General features: G+C 40.7%; 19 protein-coding genes and 1 other RNA gene. 3 read left to right on the forward strand and 17 right to left on the reverse strand.

What is annotated here, in order from left to right:
- Window positions 1-438: 438 nt before the first annotated feature.
- The gene (locus J2S05_RS07245) at window positions 439-840 is read right to left on the reverse strand and encodes an ArpU family phage packaging/lysis transcriptional regulator (RefSeq protein ID WP_306981368.1); all 402 of its coding nucleotides are present in this window, start codon (window positions 838-840) and stop codon (window positions 439-441) included.
- 219 nt (window positions 841-1,059) lie between these two features.
- Here J2S05_RS07245 and J2S05_RS07250 point away from each other — a divergent pair, with 219 nt between their 5' ends.
- Both J2S05_RS07250 and J2S05_RS07255 read left to right on the forward strand, forming a co-directional pair.
- Complete coding sequence (locus tag J2S05_RS07250) at window positions 1,060-1,575, forward strand: helix-turn-helix domain-containing protein (RefSeq protein WP_306981370.1); 516 nt, start codon at window positions 1,060-1,062, stop codon at window positions 1,573-1,575.
- A gap of 12 nt (window positions 1,576-1,587) precedes the next feature.
- The gene (locus tag J2S05_RS07255; RefSeq protein WP_306981372.1) at window positions 1,588-2,022 is read left to right on the forward strand and encodes an ImmA/IrrE family metallo-endopeptidase; all 435 of its coding nucleotides are present in this window, start codon (window positions 1,588-1,590) and stop codon (window positions 2,020-2,022) included.
- Window positions 2,023-2,216: 194 nt separating this feature from the next.
- Here the strand turns inward: J2S05_RS07255 and ssrA are convergent.
- The 12 genes from ssrA to J2S05_RS07315 all read right to left on the reverse strand — a co-directional run bounded on the left by ssrA (window position 2,217) and on the right by J2S05_RS07315 (window position 16,842).
- Window positions 2,217-2,579: a transfer-messenger RNA gene (ssrA, locus tag J2S05_RS07260) on the reverse strand.
- A gap of 79 nt (window positions 2,580-2,658) precedes the next feature.
- Window positions 2,659-3,132 carry an SsrA-binding protein SmpB gene (gene smpB, locus J2S05_RS07265; protein WP_306981374.1) on the reverse strand — a complete coding sequence of 158 codons (474 nt, stop codon included), beginning with the start codon at window positions 3,130-3,132 and terminating at the stop codon, window positions 2,659-2,661.
- Between the two features lie 80 nt (window positions 3,133-3,212).
- Window positions 3,213-5,564 carry a ribonuclease R gene (gene rnr, locus J2S05_RS07270; RefSeq protein WP_306981376.1) on the reverse strand — a complete coding sequence of 784 codons (2,352 nt, stop codon included), beginning with the start codon at window positions 5,562-5,564 and terminating at the stop codon, window positions 3,213-3,215.
- A gap of 60 nt (window positions 5,565-5,624) precedes the next feature.
- Window positions 5,625-6,371, reverse strand: a complete 747-nt coding sequence (locus J2S05_RS07275) for an alpha/beta hydrolase (RefSeq protein ID WP_306981378.1) — start codon at window positions 6,369-6,371, stop codon at window positions 5,625-5,627.
- The gene (locus tag J2S05_RS07280) at window positions 6,352-7,080 is read right to left on the reverse strand and encodes an alpha/beta hydrolase (protein WP_306981380.1); all 729 of its coding nucleotides are present in this window, start codon (window positions 7,078-7,080) and stop codon (window positions 6,352-6,354) included. The genes J2S05_RS07275 and J2S05_RS07280 overlap by 20 nt, the downstream gene beginning before the upstream one ends.
- A gap of 43 nt (window positions 7,081-7,123) precedes the next feature.
- Window positions 7,124-8,122 carry an LLM class flavin-dependent oxidoreductase gene (locus J2S05_RS07285; protein ID WP_306981381.1) on the reverse strand — a complete coding sequence of 333 codons (999 nt, stop codon included), beginning with the start codon at window positions 8,120-8,122 and terminating at the stop codon, window positions 7,124-7,126.
- Between the two features lie 234 nt (window positions 8,123-8,356).
- On the reverse strand, window positions 8,357-11,452 hold the full coding sequence (locus tag J2S05_RS07290) for a beta-galactosidase (RefSeq protein WP_306981383.1): 3,096 nt from the start codon (window positions 11,450-11,452) through the stop codon (window positions 8,357-8,359).
- 20 nt (window positions 11,453-11,472) lie between these two features.
- Window positions 11,473-12,309 carry a carbohydrate ABC transporter permease gene (locus J2S05_RS07295; protein WP_306981384.1) on the reverse strand — a complete coding sequence of 279 codons (837 nt, stop codon included), beginning with the start codon at window positions 12,307-12,309 and terminating at the stop codon, window positions 11,473-11,475.
- A gap of 23 nt (window positions 12,310-12,332) precedes the next feature.
- The gene (locus tag J2S05_RS07300; RefSeq protein WP_306981386.1) at window positions 12,333-13,265 is read right to left on the reverse strand and encodes a carbohydrate ABC transporter permease; all 933 of its coding nucleotides are present in this window, start codon (window positions 13,263-13,265) and stop codon (window positions 12,333-12,335) included.
- Window positions 13,266-13,336: 71 nt separating this feature from the next.
- Window positions 13,337-14,614, reverse strand: coding sequence for an extracellular solute-binding protein (locus tag J2S05_RS07305; protein ID WP_306981387.1), 1,278 nt, complete (start codon window positions 14,612-14,614; stop codon window positions 13,337-13,339).
- 124 nt (window positions 14,615-14,738) lie between these two features.
- Entirely contained in the window at window positions 14,739-15,779 is a 1,041-nt protein-coding gene (locus J2S05_RS07310; RefSeq protein WP_306981388.1) for a LacI family DNA-binding transcriptional regulator, read from the reverse strand.
- Between the two features lie 79 nt (window positions 15,780-15,858).
- The gene (locus J2S05_RS07315; protein WP_306981389.1) at window positions 15,859-16,842 is read right to left on the reverse strand and encodes an AEC family transporter; all 984 of its coding nucleotides are present in this window, start codon (window positions 16,840-16,842) and stop codon (window positions 15,859-15,861) included.
- A gap of 69 nt (window positions 16,843-16,911) precedes the next feature.
- Here J2S05_RS07315 and J2S05_RS07320 point away from each other — a divergent pair, with 69 nt between their 5' ends.
- Entirely contained in the window at window positions 16,912-17,433 is a 522-nt protein-coding gene (locus J2S05_RS07320) for a cysteine hydrolase family protein (protein WP_306981391.1), read from the forward strand.
- A 59-nt stretch (window positions 17,434-17,492) separates the two neighbouring features.
- Here the strand turns inward: J2S05_RS07320 and secG are convergent, their stop codons facing one another.
- The 4 genes from secG to tpiA form a co-directional block, all read right to left on the reverse strand.
- Window positions 17,493-17,723 (reverse strand): preprotein translocase subunit SecG, encoded by a 231-nt coding sequence (gene secG, locus J2S05_RS07325; RefSeq protein ID WP_306981393.1) that lies wholly within the window; start codon window positions 17,721-17,723, stop codon window positions 17,493-17,495.
- 614 nt (window positions 17,724-18,337) lie between these two features.
- Window positions 18,338-19,621, reverse strand: coding sequence for a phosphopyruvate hydratase (gene eno / locus J2S05_RS07330; protein WP_370873631.1), 1,284 nt, complete (start codon window positions 19,619-19,621; stop codon window positions 18,338-18,340).
- Between the two features lie 35 nt (window positions 19,622-19,656).
- Complete coding sequence (gpmI, locus tag J2S05_RS07335; protein ID WP_306981397.1) at window positions 19,657-21,189, reverse strand: 2,3-bisphosphoglycerate-independent phosphoglycerate mutase; 1,533 nt, start codon at window positions 21,187-21,189, stop codon at window positions 19,657-19,659.
- Entirely contained in the window at window positions 21,186-21,941 is a 756-nt protein-coding gene (gene tpiA, locus J2S05_RS07340; protein ID WP_306981399.1) for a triose-phosphate isomerase, read from the reverse strand. The genes gpmI and tpiA overlap by 4 nt, the downstream gene beginning before the upstream one ends.
- Window positions 21,942-21,945 lie beyond the last annotated feature (4 nt).

A 21,945-nucleotide genomic window follows, 5' to 3' on the forward strand; every position in this document is an offset into this window, starting at 1 on the left:
ATATCTACCCTCTACCTTCTTTAGTGCAATATCCATGTTTTTAAATACGTATTGCAGACAAGATTTATAGTCTTGTATTCATATTGAGTTTAGTTCTCCACATAATCAATCACCTCTTTCTGAACGTATTACCTTATTTAAATACGAATGCTCTCGCTTCACCAGGAGTAAGCTTCTGCCACGAAAACATGTCAATGACAACTCTTGATAGGACTTTTTTACCTACCATGCCCGCGCTTCCTTCAGACGCGATGAACGCTAAAGCTCCTGTCAGCCTCCTGGTTAGCTACTGACAATCAACACTCTTCTGAAGAATCCCGGTACGCCATTGATAGTGGAGTAAGGCGTTTCTCCTTCTATATCCATAGCATAATTCTTTTAGCACAAAAAAAAGGTACCCTGTTTGGCACCCATTTTGTCCGTATTTTGTTTTTATTTTTAAATAATCCCAATAGCAGTTGCTAATCTTAGCATGGCCGAACGCTTCTTTTCATAATATTTTCCTTTCTTGATTCCAAACTCTGAATAGATAGTAAGATCATTTATTTCGATTGAAGATAAAAATTTCCTCTCTACAATAGTCCGTTCTGTTTCATCTAAGCAAGCATTCAATGCTCTCTCCATCTGTTTTACTCTAAGCTCTTCACTATTATTGAGATTCTTTAATCCATTAGCTGTTTGTAAAGAGGGAAACAAATCCACACCATGCTCTCTTTGTTCTCGTTGATTGTCTACCTTTACCTTTAAAGCTCGATAGTTTCGTAACTCATTTATTACCATCTTCTGCATTTGCTTCTCATCAATATCAACTAATTCAGTATTACAATTACCTTTCCTCACTTGAACCCCTCCATTATTTATTAGGACATTCAGAAAAAATCAAATAAAAATATCACAAAATAAATCTGACCTAATCAACACCCAGTGCCTTTTGTCATTCATCACAGGTAATATTAAACATAACGTTTACTTTTGTCAATGATTTTTGTCAACTAAGTGTTTTCAAATGTCAATAGAAAGGGTATACTACTATTAATGAACGATAAAGGTGGAGTAAATATGGCTGAGTTCGGAAAATATTTAAAAGCTATGAGAGAACAACGCGGATTAGGTGTCAATCAGCTTGCTACTCTATCCGGAGTTAGTTCTTCTCTAATATCTAGAGTCGAGAACGGAAAAAGAGGCGCCCCGAAAAGCTCTACATTAGATGAATTAGCTAAAGTTTTAAAGGTTTCGCAAGTAGAATTCTATTTTATGGCTGGTCACGTTGGTGTTCTTGAGTACAATCAAGAATTTATTCCTTCAAATATAGCATTGCAAAATTTGTCTGATGAGGATAAATATTTACTTAACAAAGAGAATGTAAAACATAATTCTAATGATGAACGTGACATTGCAAAAAGAATGGAAGCCATCAGAAGAGACTTAAAAACGCCTGATGGTCTTAATTTTTCGGGTGAACCTTTATCTGAAGAAGCAATAGAGTCACTTCTAGAAGCTATGGAATATGCAGTAAGGCAGACCCAGCGTATTAACAAGAAGTATGTCCCTAAAAAGTACAGAGATAATAATTAGGGGGAGATTTATTTGATTTGGATCAAAGAAACCGTTAGAGAGGTCACCGAGAAGTACAGAACAAACGATCCGTTTGAATTAGCAGCTCACTTAAACGTAATTATCATGGAATGGAATCTTGATGACGAAATAAATGGTTTTTACCACTATGAAAGGAGGAATAAGTATATATTTTTAAATAACTCGTTAAACGAGACATTTAAACGGTACACTCTAGCACATGAATTGGGCCATTCAATTTTACACCCTAAATTTAATGCAGCAAAAATGAAAGAGCACACTCTGTATTCGCAAGAAAAGATTGAAATTGAAGCAGATACCTTTGCAGTTGAATTATTAATAACAGATCATTTTCTCAAAGAGAATAAAAATCGAATTTCTACTATAAAAGATGCAGCTCTTGAAAATGGAGTACCTCTAGAATTAGCTCACCTAAAGAAGGTATGATTTTTAAAGAGATTTTATTTCAGTTAAAAAAGGAACATACATTCCTCTTAGAGGTTAGTCTTTTAAAAATGAATATATATGTAATGTAATTATCTAATGCCAAAACTCAAAAGGAGGATAGTTTTAGTAATAAATACATAAATAAAGCATATTTCCTATAACGGAAATATGCTTTATTATTTGTTAATATACTCGGATGGAGACGGTGGGAATCGAACCCACGTCCAGAAACAACGACACTTACGCTTCTACGAGCGTAGTTACTGTATTAGTGTTTCGCCGTCATCTCAGCCCAGCAACAGGCTTTGATACGGCTAGTCCGATTAATCTCTTCCTCCCCCTTCAGACTGCAGGGGAAAAGGTGTAGCCCACTTAGAGTGAGTCCCAGGTCCTACCACATGGGCGATGGAGGGTGGAACCGCAAAAGAGCTGTTACGCTGCTACTGCGAAGTTGTTGTTTTCTTTGCCAGTTAATTGGCTTTGGCGTTTTAACGTGGCCGACCCCCACGACTCGCCACGTAAGCACGACCTGTTCCTGTCGAATCCAAAACGTCCCCGTGTCAGAAAAAGTTCCGAGGTTTTAATACCTCAGAACTCTAATGATAGCACAATAAACAGTCAAAATCCAGTTATATGCTATCCGTTAAATCGTTCCTTCATTGCACGATCCACTTCTCGTTTTGCATCTTGTCGACGAAGGGTTTCACGTTTGTCGTAATTCTTTTTCCCTTTTGCCACACCGAGTAGTACCTTCGCAAAGCCATTTTTGATATAGACTTTAAGAGGTACCAATGAATAGCCTTGCTGTTGAGTCTGACCAATGAGTTGGCTGATCTCTTTTTTCTTCAGCAATAGCTTCCTAGCACGTGTAGGTTCATGGTTAAAACGGTTTCCCTGTTCATACTCAGCAATATGAGCATTGTGAAGGTATACCTCTCCATCACGGATACGGGCAAAGGATTCCTTAAGGTTCATTCTGCCCGCTCGCATGGATTTTATCTCAGTGCCTTGAAGCACCATTCCAGCTTCAAAGGTTTCTTCCACAAAATAATCATGGCGTGCTTTTTTGTTCTGTGCAACAAGATTATCATCTGCTTTTGGTTTTGCCATTATCCGCACCTCAAATTCTCTTCGTGCATCTATCTTAGCAAAGGCTTTAAGTGAACGTCAATTGCGTTGTTGCCGCTTGATCAGCTCTTTTTCTTTTTGCCTTTTTTGCGCTTTGCTCCAGGTGCATTATCATAGAAAGGCTTTTTCTTTTTCTTGCGGCCTCCTGATGTAGACTCACCCGGTTTTTGATCTCTCGCCCCTGCTGTTTTAAGAGGTTTGCGTGCATTTTTCCCTGGACGTTGCTTGCGTTTGCCGCCATCAATCACTTTCGGACGACTTTTAGGTGCTCTAGGTGCACGAGCTTTCATTCCAGTCAGTTCAAAATCAATTGAGGATTCCTCCACATTCACCTGAACCACACGGATTTCTACTTCATCACCAATACGGAATACCTTACCAGTCCGCTCACCAATCATCGCATATTGCTTCTCATCATAATGATAATAATCATCCGTCAAGTAGCTAACGTGCACGAGACCTTCGATCGTATTCTCAAGCTCAACAAACAACCCGAAATTCGTTACACCACTGATGATCCCTTCAAAGATCTCACCAATTTTGTCTTCCATGTACTGAGCTTTCTTGGCACTGTCTGTATCACGTTCAGCATCTACTGCTCTGCGCTCCATCTCAGATGAATGTTTCGTGATCTCCGGCAGACGCTCATTCCAGATATCCTGCGTAGACTTATCAATTTTCCCTTGAATTAAGTATGTGCGAATTAAACGATGCACGATTAAATCAGGGTAACGACGGATTGGTGAGGTGAAGTGAGTGTAGAACTCAGTGGATAAGCCAAAGTGTCCTAAACTATTCGGATCATACTTTGCTTGCTGCATTGAACGCAACATTACTGTACTAATGACCGCTTCTTCTGGCTCGCCTTTTACTTCAGCTAATAGCTTTTGAAGAGCACGAGGATGTACCGTATTCGCTGTACCACGCACCACATAACCAAAGTTTGTGATGAACTCCATGAACTTTTCTAGCTTCTCCGTTTTAGGGTCTTCATGAATTCTGTAGACAAACGGAAGATCTAATCGATGGAAGTGCTCTGCAATGGTTTCATTCGCTGCAAGCATAAATTCTTCAATTAACTTTTCAGCCACTGAACGCTCTCGCAGCTCAATATCAACAGGTTTGCTTTCTTCATCTACAATGACCTTAGCTTCCTTAAAGTCAAAATCTATGGCGCCACGTTCTGTCCGTTTGTTACGTAGGATCGCAGCTAGCTTTTCCATTTGTTCAAAAAGTGGGATTAAGTTCTTATAACGATCTCGAACCTCGTCATCTGTATTTAACAGGATTGAATTAACGTCTTTGTAAGTCATGCGTTCGGTTGTACGAATCACACTTTCAAAAATATCATGATTCACGACCTGTCCAGCTGCATTAAACTCCATCTCACATGAAAGCGTTAGTCGATCCACTTGTGGGTTTAATGAACAAATTCCATTCGATAAACGGTGAGGAATCATTGGAATAACACGGTCAACTAGATACACACTCGTTCCACGTTCTGCTGCCTCGACATCTATTGGTGACCCTTCCGTCACATAGTGCGTGACATCAGCAATATGAACACCAAGCACATAGTTTCCATTATCAAGTTGCTTCACTTGAACTGCATCATCTAAGTCTTTGGCATCTGCTCCATCAATCGTAACAATGGTTTCATCGCGCAAATCACGACGACCTGCTATCGCAGCTGGATCAATGGTATCGCCCACATCTTCCGCTTGTTTGATTACTTCATCAGGAAATGCAAGTGGAATGCCATGCTTGTAGATAATACTTAAGATATCCATGCCCGGATCGTTTTTGTGGCCAAGAACCTGTTTGACTTCACCTTCAGCACCTGCGCGGTCCTTTGGATATTTTGTAATTTCAATGACGACCTTATGTCCAGCAATTGCGCCTTTCTCTTTGCCTTTTGGAATAAGAATATCGTCCGGAATTCGTTTATCATCCGCTATGACCATGCCATATGCTTTGTAATCAACGTATTCTCCTACAATATCTGTTGTTCCACGTTCGACTATGCGAATGACTTTTCCTTCTGGTCTTGAACCAGAAGAACGCGAATGAAGGCGGACAAGAACAGTATCCCCATTCATAGCCCCCTCCATATCCTCAGCATTTACATAGATATCGTTCTCCCCTTGTTCTTCAGGGATCACAAAGCCAAAGCCTTTAGCATGTGCCTGCAATCGGCCACGGGTTAAGTTCATTTTTTCCGGAACGCCATAGCGGTTCGTTCTTGTTTGAACTAAGATACCTCTGCGTTCCATTTCATTTAAAATCTTTACTAGCTCTTTAAACTCATCACTATCTTTTGTAGGAAATGCCACTTCTAATTCCGAGACAGATAGAGGCTTTTCTGCTGTATCTTTAAAGTAGTGTGTAAGCTTTGTTAAAAGTTCTTCATTCATAAATGTCTTTCTCCTTTCTTTCTCTCTGTTCTGCCAGTTCTATCTGTCCCTACTTCAAGCTTATTGATCCCAATCGCATGTTTGCAAAAATTCTAGGACATCTTGATGGAGTTGTTCTTTTTCATCTCCAAGGGTGATCACATGACCAGAGTGTTCATACCATTTAATTTGTTTATCATCTGATTCTGCTTCATCATGAATAATGTTTGCACTGTTTGTATCAATCATGCCATCCTGTCTAGCTTGTACGACAAATAGCGGTGAGTAAATATAGTCTAGCTGGCTACGAACTTCATCCATTAAGCCTTTTAATTGATACAGAGTGTCCATTGGAAGCTGTTTGAATGCCTCCATTTCTTCTTGAATGACATCATCTGATTTTTGTTCTCTTTTCTTATAGGCTTCTGCATATTCGAGCATACCTTCATAGATAGCATCTTCCGTCTTCGCTCTTACAGGTGCACACATAGATACGATACCCTTTACAGGTAAAGTGTAACCGATTTTTAGAGAGAATACCCCTCCGAGTGATAATCCACACACAGCTATTTCATTATAGCCTTCATCTTTCAAATATTGATACGCTTCTTGTACATCTTTCCACCAATCCTCTGGCCCTGTTTCCACTAATTGCTCTGGAGGAACACCGTGCCCCTTATATAAAGGAGCGTAACAGGTGTAGCCCTCCTTCTGCAAAAATCGACCAAGCATGCGGACATCTGCTGTTGTTCCAGTAAACCCATGCAACAACAGGACAGCCCGCTTGCCTCCTTCAAAGAAAAATGGTTTAGGTGCAACTAACTTCATCTTGTTCATCCTTTCTATTTATCTGACCAAGTAAAAAATCTTGAATAAGCTGTGTCAACTGGTCCTGCTCAAATCCATGACAGATCATATGTCTTCCATCTTTTAAATAATGAATGAACTTCTCCTCTGCACCAATAGTCCGAAAAAGATATTCAGAACTCTTTCTAGGTACTAGAGCATCACGTTCGCCTTGAATGATCAGGGTTGGCGTATGAACGTGTCGGATGTATGGACGAATCTTCTTCACAGCCGTCATAAACTGTAGAACAGCTGACATCGGTGTATGAGTCATCTTATGCCGATACAAATCCACCAATTGATCAGGTTCTGACTCTCCAGTTAATTGGGTATGCCATGCCGCTTTGACACTTTCAAATAGCATGGGGGGGTTTAGATAATAAGCCGCCGCGCTAAGCAAAACTAGTTTCTTTATCTCATACTTTGCAGCAATATAACAAGCCAAAAGACCACCCATCGAAAAACCAATCACATAAACTTCTTCACAACGTTTGATCAGTTCTTCGACAGCTACCTCGACCATGTATACCCAGTGTTGATACGTAACCTCACGCAAATCCTCATCTGGCCCATGACCAGGCAAAGTTGGAGCGTATACCAACCAATCTTTTTGTTGTCTTAGTGATTCTGCAATCGGCTCAACTTCCCATGGATCGCCGGTGAAACCATGTATACAAAGACATCCCTTCAATGCCTTCCCCACCCTTTTGTATGATTTATAGACAATGATGCATTTACTGACTCATTGCTTCAGCCAATAATCGATAGGACTGAATCCGATCTTTTGCCGAATGAAGATTACACAGGATTAAAAATTCATCCATGCCATATCTCTCAGAGAGCTTCACTAATTCCCGACGAACCGTTTCCTGTGACCCTACAATCATTCGTGTTCGGTTATGTATCATACGCGTTTGATCCTCATCTGTATACTTATATTCAGTCGCTTCTTCAGAACTTGGCACACGGCTATCCAGTTCTTTTTCAACACGCAACAGCCAGAGATCCTGACTTTTTGCAAGATACTCAGCCTGCTCATCTGTTTCAGCACACACAACAAAAATCGCCGTCAACATTTGCGGTGCCTGACTCCACTCGTTTGGAATGAAATTTGACCGATACGCTTCAAAGGCTTGCCGACCCCGAGCTGATTTTATAAAATGACCAAACACATAGCCTATCCCTTGTTTCGCTGCTTGTATAGCGCTGTTTTCACCCAATCCAAGCAACCACATAGGTGGAGGTGTTTCGACCTGTGGGGATGCTTTAACACCTGAATAGGCGTGATTTCTAGGTAATGTGTCTCTTATATAATGTATGAGATCCTCTAATTGCCGATCAAACTCCTCTAAACTCCTCGGTTCACCATCAACTAATGCCTTACGCAAAGCCGGCGTACCTCCAGGAGAGCGTCCAACACCAATATCAATTCTACCCGGAAATAGAGATTCAAGTTGCTTACTAACTTCCGCTATTTTAAATGGACTGTACTGAGGAAGAAGAATGCCCCCTGTCCCTATTCGAATCTGCTTCGTGCTTGCTGCAACAGCTGCCATGATAATCTCTGGCGCACTACTCAACATTCCCTTTGTCCCATGATGCTCCGCAAACCAATATTTTGTGTAACCTAGCTCTTCAGCTATAGTCGCCATTTTTATTGTTTCATCCATCCTGTCAGATACCGACTGACCTTTGGATAGAGGGACTTGATCTAAAATACCTAGCTTCATCAAATCGTTTCGCCTCCCTCCTTCTATTGTATCCTTTCTAGCTTATTTTCCCTATTTTTCTGCTTTCCACACCTTATGTTCTATTTTATTGTGTGCTGTCGGTTTTTAATGGCGGTTCTATCGCTCCAATTCATCCTCCATTGCTCCATTCCAGCACCTTATCGCACCAATGATCCCCCTTCCGACAACCTAAAAAAACAGCGAGCATCCTAAGATACCCACTGCTTTCTTTGTTATTTATACTTTTACGGCTTCTGACTGAACATGAACTTCTTTCGAACGATACGTTGAAACAACGTCACCAGCCGAATTTGTTTGGAAAAGGACAGATCTTTCTTCTTCTAGTACGATGGAGTAGGTTCTGTTTAGTACCGGGTTTGTGACTTCAACTTCTACATCTCCTGCGAATTCAGAAACAAAAATGTAAAGATCTCCTTCATCAAACGACAGTCTACGTCCATAAACGCCTGGGTTGTCTCCGCCTTTAATCCAAATTAATTCTTCGGAAACACCAGCTTTTTCGAGAGCAAAACGATAGAGTTCCTTTAATGGCTCTAAACGATTATTCAACTCAATTGGCAGTGGACTCCAGATAAACGTTCCTTGACCAATCGACACGTGCTTAACCGTGTTTTGCGTTGAATCTTCCAAGCATTCTTTTGTTAGCTCAGCTATGCGTCTTGCCCCAAAGCTAACCGCATGAGCCTTTCCATCAATCACTAAAGCCTCTTCTCTCAATACATTACGACGAACCGAGGCACCAAATTCTTTTGTCAGTCTCGTTGATTCCTTCCAACCTGCGTCTAGACGAAGTGGGCCTGTGTAGAGAACTGTTCCACCTTGCTCTGCATACGCAACTAATTTGTCAAAGGCTTCATTACTGAAGTTGTGCGCACTCGGTACAATCACAAGTTTAGGTTGATCATCAAACAACGCATCTAAATGATATTCACCAAATCCTCTCGCATGAATATTTAATTCATACGACAATGTGCGGACTGCTTCGGTTGTTGCCTCAAACGCAAGCTTTCGAGTCGAGAAGTCATTGGAATATGGATAAACCACAGCTACTTCTTCTAGCTTTCTATTCACGAATAAATCACCTGATTCTTTCATAAATGCACCAAAGTCATAGGATACATCTGCCTCAGGTTTTTCAGTTCCATCTGCTCTTAAGGCTCCAATGTTCGATTCATTTACATTATCCATGTAGAAGTTCGTATTCCACAACCATTGAACAGCCCCTGCGCCTCCTGTCGAGAAAGCATACGCATATTTGCGCTCCAAAATATTACGAAGCTCTTCTTCCGTCCGCTTAGCCAATCCATCCGGCTGCTCCAAATACATGATACCCGTTTCTTGAACAAGGTTCGGTTTTGAAGCTGTTTTTGTGAATACACCATCCCATACGAGATGATCCAGCTGCCACCACGTATGGTTGGTTGTATAATCTACAACCGACTCATAGAAAAATGGTGTTGGACGCTGAGAACGTAAGGCCTCATCCTGACCAACTGTAATTAATCGATCACTGTTAATAGAGTGAATGGTGGTCGATAAATCGGCTGCCCACTGATTATGCATATCCATGGTAAATAGCGTATAGTCTAGCCACACTAAATTTTTGCTCGGATTACGCATGTCCTGCACATCAAAGTTCATATCTTCATGCTCAGGTGTTGTAATGGACTCAAACGTAGGCAATTCAACAGAAGAATAGTTCCACGCTTCCTGAACCTCACGAATCGTTCCATACTTTTCTTTTGTCCAATCTTGGAATGCTTTAATCTCAAATGTATCTCTTGCCGAACGTGGTCCAGAAAAGATTCGTTTTGGATCAAACATAGATGGTTCATTAATTAAATCCCAATGAAGATGGGTAGCTTTTGTATACCTAGACGTAATTGCTGCAATAAAACGCTTCTGAGCTTCTAAACTACGCGGGTCAAGATATGGGTTTTTCCCTTCCCATAATTCCGGAGTAAAAGCAAAGAATGTAAAGCAAAGATCTAAATCATGTCTCTTCGCTGTTAAGACAAACGCATCGATCGCTCGAAGAACTTCTTCATATGGGTGACCATCCACATACATGATCTGTCTCCATGCTGTCCAGATACCAGAACGGATATGATTAATGCCTGCATGCTTCATTTGCGCCATGTCCTGATCCCATACAAGCGTATTCGGCATAAACAAGAATTTCCTTGCAACGTCAGAAGTCATATAGGTCATTCCCACAATTGGAAACGGCTTATCGTCCTTCTCAAAGTAATCTCGGTTTGCTTTTAAAGGAGTCCCCTCTTGTAGCAACGTCTCTGAGAAACCCCAGAATCCCTGATTAAAGTGGATAAGTTCACCTGTTGTAGATAGTGCTTTAACATGAATAGTATAGAATCCTTCTTCCACTTGAAATGGCAGTGTTCTTCTTATTGTTGACCATTCTCTTGATTCATCAACCGTCACAACTTCTTGATAGCTAATTTTATCTGCGCCATCCTGTAGCACTTGAAACTGAAGTGTCCACTGCTTTCCTTGTTGCTTCTGATGATACAAAGCAAGGCTTTGCAGTTGAACGGAAATGGTTGGCACTTCACCAGGATAATAACTGGCATACCCAGGTTTTACCCATATCTCCGTTACACCTTCCGAGGTATACCAAGCTAACTTGTTTAGAATGTCCGCACCATGCTTCCAAAAGTGCTCATCAAAACGTTGATTCAAAAATATCCAGCGTCCTCCTGAGAATTGTCCTTTTGTATTCTCGATTAATACAACCGGAGCTGAAATTTCTCTACCCTCTTCAGATAGTCCAGTTAATAATGGATAGATATGAGCATCCATTGGTCCACTCGACCCATTCTCGTGAGGTTGGTCATCATCTTTTGTTATATGCAAAACGAAACCATATGTTGGTTGAATACTGAAGGCTCTTTCTAGACCCTCCAATATCGGACGATCATTTGAACCAACAAGCTCACACACCTTTGTGCTATTGACCTGTAAGGCTTCATGAATATTCAATTGCTGATGATAAGCCGTCTGCTCAACTTCAATCTTCCATTCACCTTGTTCTTTATATACAGGGTACCTAAACGGAATATCACCCGTATGAACGAGTCCTCCTCCTGCTTGGAGAAAGGTCAGGATTGCCGACCAATCTTCCTTAGGAAAATAGGAACCATGTAAATTAACAAAGGTTTGGTATTCCCCACTCTCCAATGCACTCTTTAATTCTTCAGCATTCACCGTATGTGAGAGGTTAGCTAGGTTACTTTCAGTTGGCCGCACCCCATCAAACGGAAATGTATGATCGTAAAAAAACAAATAACTCATGCGTGTAGAACCCCTTCCACCTAATTTTTCACTGCGCCTTCTGTAAGACCAGCAATGAAATAGCGACTGAATAAGATAAAGACAACTAAGATAGGCAGAGTCGCCATGAACGTTCCTGCTAGAATCATAGAGTAGTCTGTATAAAACACATCATTTAACGTTCTTAAGGCGATCTGAATCGTATGAACACTTTGATCCTTTAGAACAACTAAAGGCCATAAGAAATCATTCCACGTGTTCATGAATGTTACGATACCAAGCGTTGCAAGCCCTGGTTTAACTGTTGGCAGAACAATGTTCCAATACGTACGGAAGTTACCGCACCCATCCATTCTCGCGGCCTCTAGTAGCTCATCAGGTATTGCAGATGAAATATATTGCCTCATCCAAAACACCCCAAACGCACTAACCATAGCCGGTACGATAACTGCTTGAAGTGTATCAATCCATCCTAATTGACTGATAATCATAAAGGATGGGATTAAGCCTAGCTGAGGCGGGATCATCATCGTTGCTAATAGGAAAACAAACAACATATTTTTCCCTTCAAACTGTAGCTTTGCAAAAGCGAAACCTGCTAACGAACTGAAAAACAAAACGGAAAGCGTGACCGCTGAGGAGATAAAAAATGAATTAAACATGGCTCCAAAGAAATCAATCCGATCAAATACGTTCATTGCATTTTCAATAAATTTTGTACCCGGAATCAGGGCCGGAGGAAATTGGTTAACGGATGTCGTTGAATTGGATCCAATGACAAACATCCAATAGAAAGGAAATAAAGATAATAAAGAACTGCATACTAGAAAGGTATATAACAAGATTTTTGGCAGTTTCTTCTGTCCAACTTCTTTCATAACGGAAATTCTCCCTTCTTGCGTTAAGCTGACTTGATTCGTTTAGTCACAAACATATTAATTAATGAAACAACAATGATAATGAGGAATAGTACCCAAGCAATAGCCGCTGCATAACCAAACGAGAATCGTTCAAATGCTTCTTGATAGAGATATAGAGTCATTGTTAAACCTTGTGACTCGGAACCAATACCAAACAATAATGGCTCTGTGAATACCTGCATGCCTCCAATAGAAGAAAGCAAAACGGTAAAGATAATAATTGGGCGTACCATTGGAATCGTAATAAAAAAGAATTGTTGGATTTTTGAAGCTCCATCAATTGTAGCGGCTTCATATAAATCCTTAGGTATACTTTGTAGTCCTGCTAAGTAGATGATGGTGTTGTAACCTACCCATCTCCACATTACCATCAGTGAAATGGCAACATGAGTTCCGAAATATGAACCTTTCCAGTTGATAGGATCAATCCCAATTGAACTTAATGCATAGTTGATAATTCCATACTGTGTACCGAATATGGCTGAGAAAACAATAGCTACCGCAACAATGGAGGTAACGTTAGGCATAAAGACAAAAAGACGAAACAAGCTTTTTCCTTTTAAGAATGCTTGATTTAACACAAAGGCTAAAACTAAAGCAATGAACAACTGAGGGATCGTTGAAAGTGCCCATATACTAAAGGTGTTACCGACAGCCTTCCAAAATAACGGATCGTTTGTAAAAAGACCAACATAGTTGGCAAGACCAATAAACTCTCTTTCACCAAGAATGTTCCATTTATGAAAGGACAGGTACGCTGTAAATATAAGTGGAAACATCCCAAACACACCAAACAACAAGAAAAATGGAGAGATATATAGGTAACCGGAAATTCGGTCACGAGTGCGTTGGTTGTATTTTCGTTTAGGCTTTTTTTGCATGGTCGGGCTTTTAGGCTGCACTTCTGTACTCATAGGTTTCATCCTTCCTACTATACTTTCATAAGAAACAGCGTAAGATTACTCCTACGCTGTATGATGTCATGTTACCGTGAAATCTGTCTGTCTACTTCTAACATCGCTTGATCCCATGCTGCTTCTGGTTCTGCCGCTCCATCGGCTACAGTACCGAGTGCGTCCTGCATAATTGTATTGATTGGACTTGTCATTGGCGCACGATACACATCTTCAACAAGCGTCGCCGCTTCGGCATAGATTGCACCAATATCGTTTCGAATGAAGAATTCATCATCTAGTTCGTTAATAGCAGGCTCATCATAGATACCTGGTGTTGATGGGAAGTTCCCATTTTCTTCAAAAATATCAAGCTGGTTCTCTGGTGACATTAACCATGTGATGAACTCATATGCTTCTTCCGGATGATCACTCTGCGCAGGAACTGTTAGGAACGATCCTCCCCAGTTTCCAGAACCTTCAGGCATCAAAGCGATATCCCAAAGTCCAGATGTATCAGGTGCATCATTTTTGATATTTTGTAGCATCCACGGTGGTAGAAATACTGTTGCAAAGTCTCCGTTTGCAAGTGCTGCTCCCCACTCAGGAGTTTGTCTTTCAATGTTAGCTTGGATATCCATCGCTTCAATTGACTTATCCCACGCCTTAAGAATTTGCGGGCTATCTTCAATAATTAGCGTTCCATCCGTTTCGAAATACTGCTTTTGTCCCTGCTCACGAATCGCCGAGTACAAATCAGCTACATCACTAAACATATACGTTCCTGTTTCATCCATTAACTGTTGCCCTGCTTTTATATAGTCATCCCACGTGCTCATTACTTGAGCCACTTCATCTGGATCCGTTGGTAACCCTGCTTCTTCAAATAAATCAACACGATAAGCCATTGCCATCGGACCGATATCTGTTGGAATACCAATAACTGAACCATCATCAGATGATGCTTGTGCCCATTTCCAATCAAGGTACTCTTCTTCTAAATCTGCTGCTCCATAGTCAGCCAGATCATAAAACATTTCACTGCTCTCTTTAATTCTTTCAAGGTACCCTTCATCTACTCCAGAGATATCCGGCGCACCAGATCCAGCTGCTAAGGCTGTAATTAAATTCTGATGGGCATCCGCATACTCAGCCTCTTGAATATTAATTTTAATTCCAGGATTTTCTTCTTCGTATTGTTTTGCCTTGTCAGCAAATCCCATACCCGGCCAAAGCCACATTGTTAATGTAACGTCATCTCCACTTCCACCCTCGCTAGAACCAGATCCTGATGATGAACAAGCAGCCAATGCTGCAGCTACACCGATGCTTCCTGCAACTAATAACGATTTACGAGCTAAACGATTCATACTAAATCCCCCTGAATTGTTATTTTTGTTATTATTAAATGTTATTTATAAATAAAACATATCATTTAAATTTCAAAATGTAAACGCTTAATTTTCTAAAAAATAAAAATCGGCAAGCATAAGCTCACCGATCTCTTGGTACATCAATAGATTCTTTTAATAACATATCTCCTGAGATTAATATTTTTTCAGGAGGGTACTCACTATGATTAATTCTCCACACTAAACGATCAACCGCTCTTCGTCCAATGACTTGTTTTAAAACTTGAACAGTTGTCAGAGCAGGAGTTTGACCTTCTTCTTCGTCTAGTAAGTCAAACCCAGTGACAGAGACATCCCGAGGACAGGATAAACCATTATCTTCAAACAGATTAATGACCCTTCGTGCTATATGGTCATTTGCGCAAACAAAAGCCGTCGGAAAAGGGATTTTTTCCTTTTTCCAGCTGTTTAATTTCAGTTGAATCTCATCTTCCATGTCATCATTATACGTAATATCCATTAAGGTTGTTGCTTGTTCTAAACCAGCTTTTTCGATCACTGTTCTAAACCCTATCCATCGATCAAAAAAACTACGAGAGTGCTTTAATTCCCCTATAAACGTTATGTTTTTGTGTCCAAGTCCTATTAAATGATCCGTGATTCGTTCAACCCCACTGCGATTGTCCATAAAAATGCTATCAGCTCGCATGAGTTTATCTTCATGATCAATCATTACAATTGGAATCCCGTAACCAGACAGGGCAACTAGTGATTGTTCATCTAACGTTCCTAGCGTAATGATCCCAATCAGATTGGTGACGTCTACTTTTTTAGATAGGTCCATTTCACTTGTAATAACGATCATTCCAGCCTTTTTTGATTGAATTCCGACCGAGATTCCTTGATAAACAGATCCCCAATACGTATACGTAATGCTTTGATATTGAGAGTTCGGGAGGAAAACAAGAATATAGCCGTTCTCTACTTCTATCTTACGATTCAATTGAGTTGAAGGAGCCAGTTGTCCTTCTTTTAAATACCCTAATTGCTTTGCTGCGAACAATATCTTTTGTCTCGTTATATCACTTACACCTGGTTTGTTATTTAACGTTTTAGATACAACATACTTAGAGACCCCTACAGTATCTGCGATGACCTGCATGGTTATTTTTTTTTGCCCCATTGATCTACCTCACTGACATCCTACAATTTTGTTATCTTTGTTAGCATTATAACAGTATTTTTAGTTTCCTGCAGATTAATTAGATAAAAGGAATAATGAAATATAAAACCGGAATGATCACAAGCAACAAAGTGGTATTAACAATCCAATTTGAATTTGCAAGCTCAACATCTAATTTATACAGTTGAGGAGGCACAAGAGCTGAAACAGCTGTTGGCATCGCCGCCATAATTAAAATGACTTTTAAAAGATATCCATCGAATAATTCTCCCAGGCCAAATAAAACAGCAAGAGATACGATGATCGCGGGTACCATCACACATTTGATCGCTGACAGTGAGATACTGAGCTTGAAGTGCTTTTTGACCGCTGTCAGTCGCATAGAGAAGCCCACAGGAATCAAAAGAATAACAGAAGCCAGAGGAACAAGGATTTGATTTAACTGGCCATAGAAGTCAAAGCGAACCCATGATGATAGGTTTAATAATCCTCCAATGACAACGGCGAAAAACGTAATCATGATAAACGGGTCCCGGATAATTGAACTCCATTTAGAACGACTCACTTTATTCGTTTGTACCTGACCATAGCTCTTAGCAATCGGATAACAAACCGTATAATAAAATAACTCTTCAAACAGTCTAAACATCGCTACGTACGCTAAGCTCTGTTCTCCTAATAACAAGACGCAGAATAACGCCCCAAAGCTCCCTAGATTCACAAATGAACCTGTTACAAACATTGAACCCGTTTGTTCTCTCGACAATTTATAGTACTTGGACAGAAGGATACCAAACAAGCCACCAAGCATGATCGTAGCAATCCCAAGAACAGGGAGATAAATAAGTTGGATATTTGATAGTTCTGAGTACCAGAACGCCCCTATTAAAATGATGGGATTGATCCCAAGAAGCACAAATCGAATACAAAATGATAAAAAGAGAGACAACGGAAACCAAACAGGTATAGACTGTTTATCGGCCATTAACCGCAAGATCCGTCCCAGTATAAGCCCTAATGCAATAATACCAAAAGCAAACAAAAATTGGTTAATGCGATCCACTCCTACACGTAACAGTTATAGAATATGTTAAATTTATAATAAAATGGTTTTTATAGGAGATGATGACGAATGAAACCCGCTTTACTTATTCTAGATGCGCAAAACGGGTTTATCCAGGCAGGATCTTTTCAAAAAGAGGTAGATAATATTCAGAAGCTAGCTACCCATTTTAAAGATCGTTCATCCCCAGTGATATTGACACGACATATTGATTCACTATCAACTAGTCTTATTCAAGACCAAACTGATGAAGGAGAACTAGATCCTCGTTTAACCCCATTCGCAACTAAAATTGTGAAAAAGGGTCAACCCAGTGCATTTTTGGACACTGATTTGAACAGCTTTCTTCAGTCAGAAGGGGTGACTCATCTTGTCATCACCGGATTTAATGTAGAGTACTGTTGTCTATTTAATTCTGTTATTGCACATGAAAAAGGTTACTCAGTCACTTATGTAGAAGATGCTTCTGGCACTGTGAACACGCATGAAACGTACGAAATGCCAGGTTTAGATATTCGTGATTTTGTGGCGACTGTCCTTCACTGGTCCGGAACCACTCACGTTGTAGATACAGAAGAATACATATCTTAACATAGAAGAAACCACCCCAGTCTTACCACATGATTGGAGTGGTTTCTTTAAAACATCTATTATAAGAAATAACCAAGAGTGACAGCTAGAACAAAAAATAGAACGGCCAATACGATGGTTGCTCTATGAAGAACAAGGTCTACTCCTCTGGCTTTTTGTTTCCCTACCAACTGCTCTGCTCCACCGGAAATAGCTCCAGACAATCCAGCACTTTTCCCTGACTGCAGCACAACAACTGTAATTAGAGAAATCGAGACAATTACCAACAAAATCATTAACGTTAGTTGCAAATCATTCCACCTCCATGCACATCTTGCGCTAGTTTAAATCTACCATATACCCGTGCCTTAATCAACGCTATCGCTAGAAAAAGTAAGAATTTTATTCTGACGTACACGCTTGTTGATACATTAACCATCTATGTTATATTTCCGCTTTATTCTACAAGCACCTCATCATTTCCCGCGCAATATCTCAATTTCCGAGTGGTAGTTGTACTTATGACCATATTAGACACCGTAATAAGCCAAATAGTTAGGAATAGAGCGAAGAGGATGTCCTCATCGAACCAATCGCAATAGGATCACTTGCATTGCTTTCGCTGCTAAGTTCGAAACAAAAAAGACGATCTTTCGCTAAGTAATTCAATAAAAATATCCTCAATAATCTATTAAGATTCAGGTCCTCTTACTAGCGGACGGGATGGGGAGGCCGACTCCTGCGGGAATAAAGGGCAAGGTTGAAATAGACTGGTATAGCCAGTTTAGTTCAACGCCCTCCCGCGGAAAGCGTGCCCCCCCATCCCGGTAGCGGAATGACTGCACTCTCTCAATTAACTTAAGCAGAAATATATCTCAAACCAAAAAAGAACGATCCTATATAGGATCGTTCTTCGTTTTTTAACTTACTTAGATAGATTGTAGAAAGACTTACGTCCGCCGTAAACAGCTACGTCAGCAAGCTCGTCTTCGATACGAATCAACTGGTTGTATTTTGCTACGCGATCTGTACGAGAAGGTGCTCCCGTTTTGATCTGACCAGCATTTGTTGCAACAGCGATATCAGCAATTGTAGCATCTTCTGTTTCACCAGAACGGTGAGAGATAACGGCTGTATAACCAGCACGTTTAGCCATTTCGATTGCTTCAAACGTTTCTGTTAGTGTACCAATTTGGTTCACTTTGATTAGAATTGAGTTAGAGATTCCTTTTTCAATTCCTTCAGCAAGCTTTTCAGTGTTGGTAACAAACAAGTCATCCCCAACAAGCTGTACTTTGTCTCCAAGTCTTTCAGTTAAAAGCTTGTGACCTTCCCAGTCATTTTCATCTAGACCATCTTCAATAGAGATGATTGGGTATTTGGATACAAGATCCTCATAGAAACCAACAAGCTCTTCAGATGTGAAGACTTTGCCTTCACCTGAAAGATGGTATTTGCCATCTTCTTTGTTGAATAGCTCAGAAGATGCAACATCCATTGCTAATTGAACTTGCTCGCCTGGCTTGTAGCCTGCTTTTTCAATAGCTTCCATGATTGTTTGAAGAGCTTCTTCATTAGAAGATAAGTTTGGAGCAAATCCACCCTCATCACCTACAGCTGTATTGTAGCCTTTTGCTTTAAGAACAGCTTTAAGGTTATGGAAGATTTCAGCGCCGATTTGAACAGCATGCTTAAAGTTATCTGCTCCAACTGGCATAATCATAAATTCTTGGATATCTACGTTGTTATCAGCGTGCTCTCCACCGTTGATGATGTTCATCATTGGTACTGGAAGAGTTTTTGCACTGAATCCACCAAGGTATACGTATAAAGGAATACCTAGTGCTTCAGCAGCCGCATGAGCAACCGCCATAGATACACCTAGAATCGCGTTAGCACCTAATTTTGCTTTGTTTTTTGTTCCGTCAAGCTCAAGTAGAAGCTTATCGATTCCAAGTTGGTCCATTGAATCTGCCCCAATAAGTTCAGGTGCAATAAGATCATTTACGTTAGCAACAGCTGTAAGAACACCTTTGCCCATGAAACGGTCTCCGCCGTCACGTAGTTCTACTGCTTCGTATTCGCCTGTAGATGCGCCACTTGGTACAAGGGCACGTCCCATTGCTCCAGACTCTACATATACTTCTACTTCTACTGTTGGATTTCCACGTGAATCAAGGACTTCACGAGCATGAATATCAGTAATCATTGTCAAGCTAATCATCTCCCTTTAATGTTGTTTGGTTATTTTATTAATGTAATTCCAGTCATTTCTTCCGGTTTCTTTGCATCAAGTAGCTGAAGAAGTGTTGGAGCAAGATCGGCTAATTTGCCATCTTCACGCAACGTAATTCCTTTTTCAGTCACAATGACAGGTACACGGTTTGTTGTATGTGCCGTCATTGGATTTCCTTCGAGTGTAATAACTTCATCTGCATTCCCGTGATCAGCGGTAATAATCGCAGCGCCACCTTTTTCGTGGATAGCATCTACTACTCGTCCAAGACATTCATCAACTGCTTCAATTGCTTTGATTGTTGGCTCAAGCATACCTGAGTGCCCAACCATGTCCGGATTAGCAAAGTTCAAAATAATTGCATCGTGCTTTTCGGCTTGAATCTCAGCCACAAGCGCATCTGTTACCTCATATGCACTCATTTCAGGCTTCAAGTCATACGTTGCTACTTTTGGTGAATCAATAAGGATACGTTCCTCACCAGGGAATTCCTGCTCACGTCCACCACTAAAAAAGAAGGTAACATGAGGGTATTTCTCTGTTTCAGCAATTCGAAGCTGACGAAGGTTTTGTTGAGAAAGAACTTCTCCGAGTGTATTATCAAGATTTGTTGGTTTGAAGGCTACAAATCCGTCAATCGACTCACTGAACCTTGTTAAGCAAACAAAATGCAGGTGTTTTGGAAATTTCTCTCCGCGGTCGAAACCTCTAAAGTCTTCGTTAGTAAATACTTGTGAAAGCTGAATCGCACGGTCCGGTCGGAAATTAAAGAAGATGACTGCATCATCATCCTGAACTGTAGCCACTGGCTTTCCTTCTTTGTCCGTCAACACAGAAGGAATCACAAATTCATCATGGATGTCATTTTTGTAGTTATCTTCGATGACGTCTAAAGCATTTTCATATGAAGGTCCGTCACCATATGTCATGGCGCGGTATGATTTCTCTAGACGATCCCAGCGCTTATCACGGTCCATTGCATAATAACGACCATGAAGCGTGGCAATCTCACCAATTCCGATTTCTTCAAGCTTCTTTTCTACAGAACGAATATACGTTTCTGCAGATGTTGGGCTTACATCACGTCCATCAAGGAAACCGTGGATATAAACCTTTTTCACATTCTTACGCTTAGCTAACTCAAGCAATGCAAACAAGTGGTCAATATGACTATGAATGCCGCCATCTGATAGAAGACCATATAGATGAAGAGCGGTTCCCTTTTCATTTACATGATCCATCGCATCAATAAAGGTTTGGTTCTCAAAGAACTCCCCTTCACGGATAGCAAGGTTCACTCGAGTTAAGCTTTGATACACGATTCGGCCGGCACCAATATTTAAATGACCAACCTCTGAGTTCCCCATTTGACCAGCTGGTAATCCAACCGCTTCCCCATCTGCTTTCAGGGTTGCGTGAGGGAATTCATTATGAAAACGGTCATAATTGGGTTTGTTCGACTGCTCTACCGCGTTGCCTTTGGTTTCGTCCCTTAAACCAAAGCCATCTAGGATAATCAGAGCAACGGGCTTTTTACTCATTTTACCGCCTCCAGAAGCTCTAGGAATGAAGCTGGCTCAAGGCTTGCTCCTCCTACTAAAGCTCCATCGATATCAGATTGTGCCATGTATTCAGCAATGTTAGCTGGTTTTACACTACCGCCATATTGAATACGAACAGCGTCAGATACTTCATGAGCGAACGCTTCTGCTACTACCGTACGGATATAGCCGCAGCCTTCGTTTGCATCTTCAGAAGATGAAGATTTCCCTGTACCAATTGCCCAAACTGGCTCGTAAGCGATGACCGTGTTCTTAACCTGTTCATCAGTCAAACCAGCAAGACCTTTTGTGATCTGCTCTTGTAACACATCATTCGTACGGTTTGCTTCTTTCTCTTCTAACGTCTCACCGCAACAAAGGATTGGAATCAGTCCTTGCTCATGAGCAGCATGGACCTTTTTGTTTATAATGTCGTCTGTTTCACCAAACAATTCTCTGCGTTCAGAATGACCAAGTACAACATAATCAACCTTTAAGTCAGCAAGTGCTGCTGGACTTGTTTCACCAGTAAAAGCTCCGCTTGTTTCGAAATACGCGTTCTGAGCTCCAATTTTTAAGTCTGTACCTTCTGTAGCTTCAACCAAACTCTGAAGGAAGATAGAAGGAGCACACACAACTGAATCAACGGACTCAGCGCTAGGTACTTTACTCTTTACTTCTTCAGCAAATGCTTTTGCTTCTGAAAGTGTTTTGTTCATTTTCCAGTTCCCTGCAATAATAGGTTTACGCATGGTT

This window comes from Alkalicoccobacillus murimartini (assembly GCF_030813245.1).
GTDB classification, from domain to species: Bacteria; Bacillota; Bacilli; order Bacillales; family Bacillaceae_D; genus Alkalicoccobacillus; species Alkalicoccobacillus murimartini.

What these genes read in the sequence shown, in the direction of transcription:
- tpiA (WP_306981399.1), bottom strand. Translation starts at nt 21,941, where the DNA reads ATGCGTAAACCTATTATTGCAGGGAACTGGAAAATGAACAAAACACTT.
- J2S05_RS07250 (WP_306981370.1), top strand. Translation starts at nt 1,060, where the DNA reads ATGGCTGAGTTCGGAAAATATTTAAAAGCTATGAGAGAACAACGCGGA.
- J2S05_RS07295 (WP_306981384.1), bottom strand. Translation starts at nt 12,309, where the DNA reads ATGAAAGAAGTTGGACAGAAGAAACTGCCAAAAATCTTGTTATATACC.
- rnr (WP_306981376.1), bottom strand. Translation starts at nt 5,564, where the DNA reads ATGAATGAAGAACTTTTAACAAAGCTTACACACTACTTTAAAGATACA.
- J2S05_RS07320 (WP_306981391.1), top strand. Translation starts at nt 16,912, where the DNA reads ATGAAACCCGCTTTACTTATTCTAGATGCGCAAAACGGGTTTATCCAG.
- J2S05_RS07290 (WP_306981383.1), bottom strand. Translation starts at nt 11,452, where the DNA reads ATGAGTTATTTGTTTTTTTACGATCATACATTTCCGTTTGATGGGGTG.
- J2S05_RS07275 (WP_306981378.1), bottom strand. Translation starts at nt 6,371, where the DNA reads ATGAAGTTAGTTGCACCTAAACCATTTTTCTTTGAAGGAGGCAAGCGG.
- J2S05_RS07305 (WP_306981387.1), bottom strand. Translation starts at nt 14,614, where the DNA reads ATGAATCGTTTAGCTCGTAAATCGTTATTAGTTGCAGGAAGCATCGGT.
- smpB (WP_306981374.1), bottom strand. Translation starts at nt 3,132, where the DNA reads ATGGCAAAACCAAAAGCAGATGATAATCTTGTTGCACAGAACAAAAAA.
- J2S05_RS07310 (WP_306981388.1), bottom strand. Translation starts at nt 15,779, where the DNA reads ATGGGGCAAAAAAAAATAACCATGCAGGTCATCGCAGATACTGTAGGG.
- gpmI (WP_306981397.1), bottom strand. Translation starts at nt 21,189, where the DNA reads ATGAGTAAAAAGCCCGTTGCTCTGATTATCCTAGATGGCTTTGGTTTA.
- J2S05_RS07300 (WP_306981386.1), bottom strand. Translation starts at nt 13,265, where the DNA reads ATGAGTACAGAAGTGCAGCCTAAAAGCCCGACCATGCAAAAAAAGCCT.
- eno (WP_370873631.1), bottom strand. Translation starts at nt 19,621, where the DNA reads ATGATTACTGATATTCATGCTCGTGAAGTCCTTGATTCACGTGGAAAT.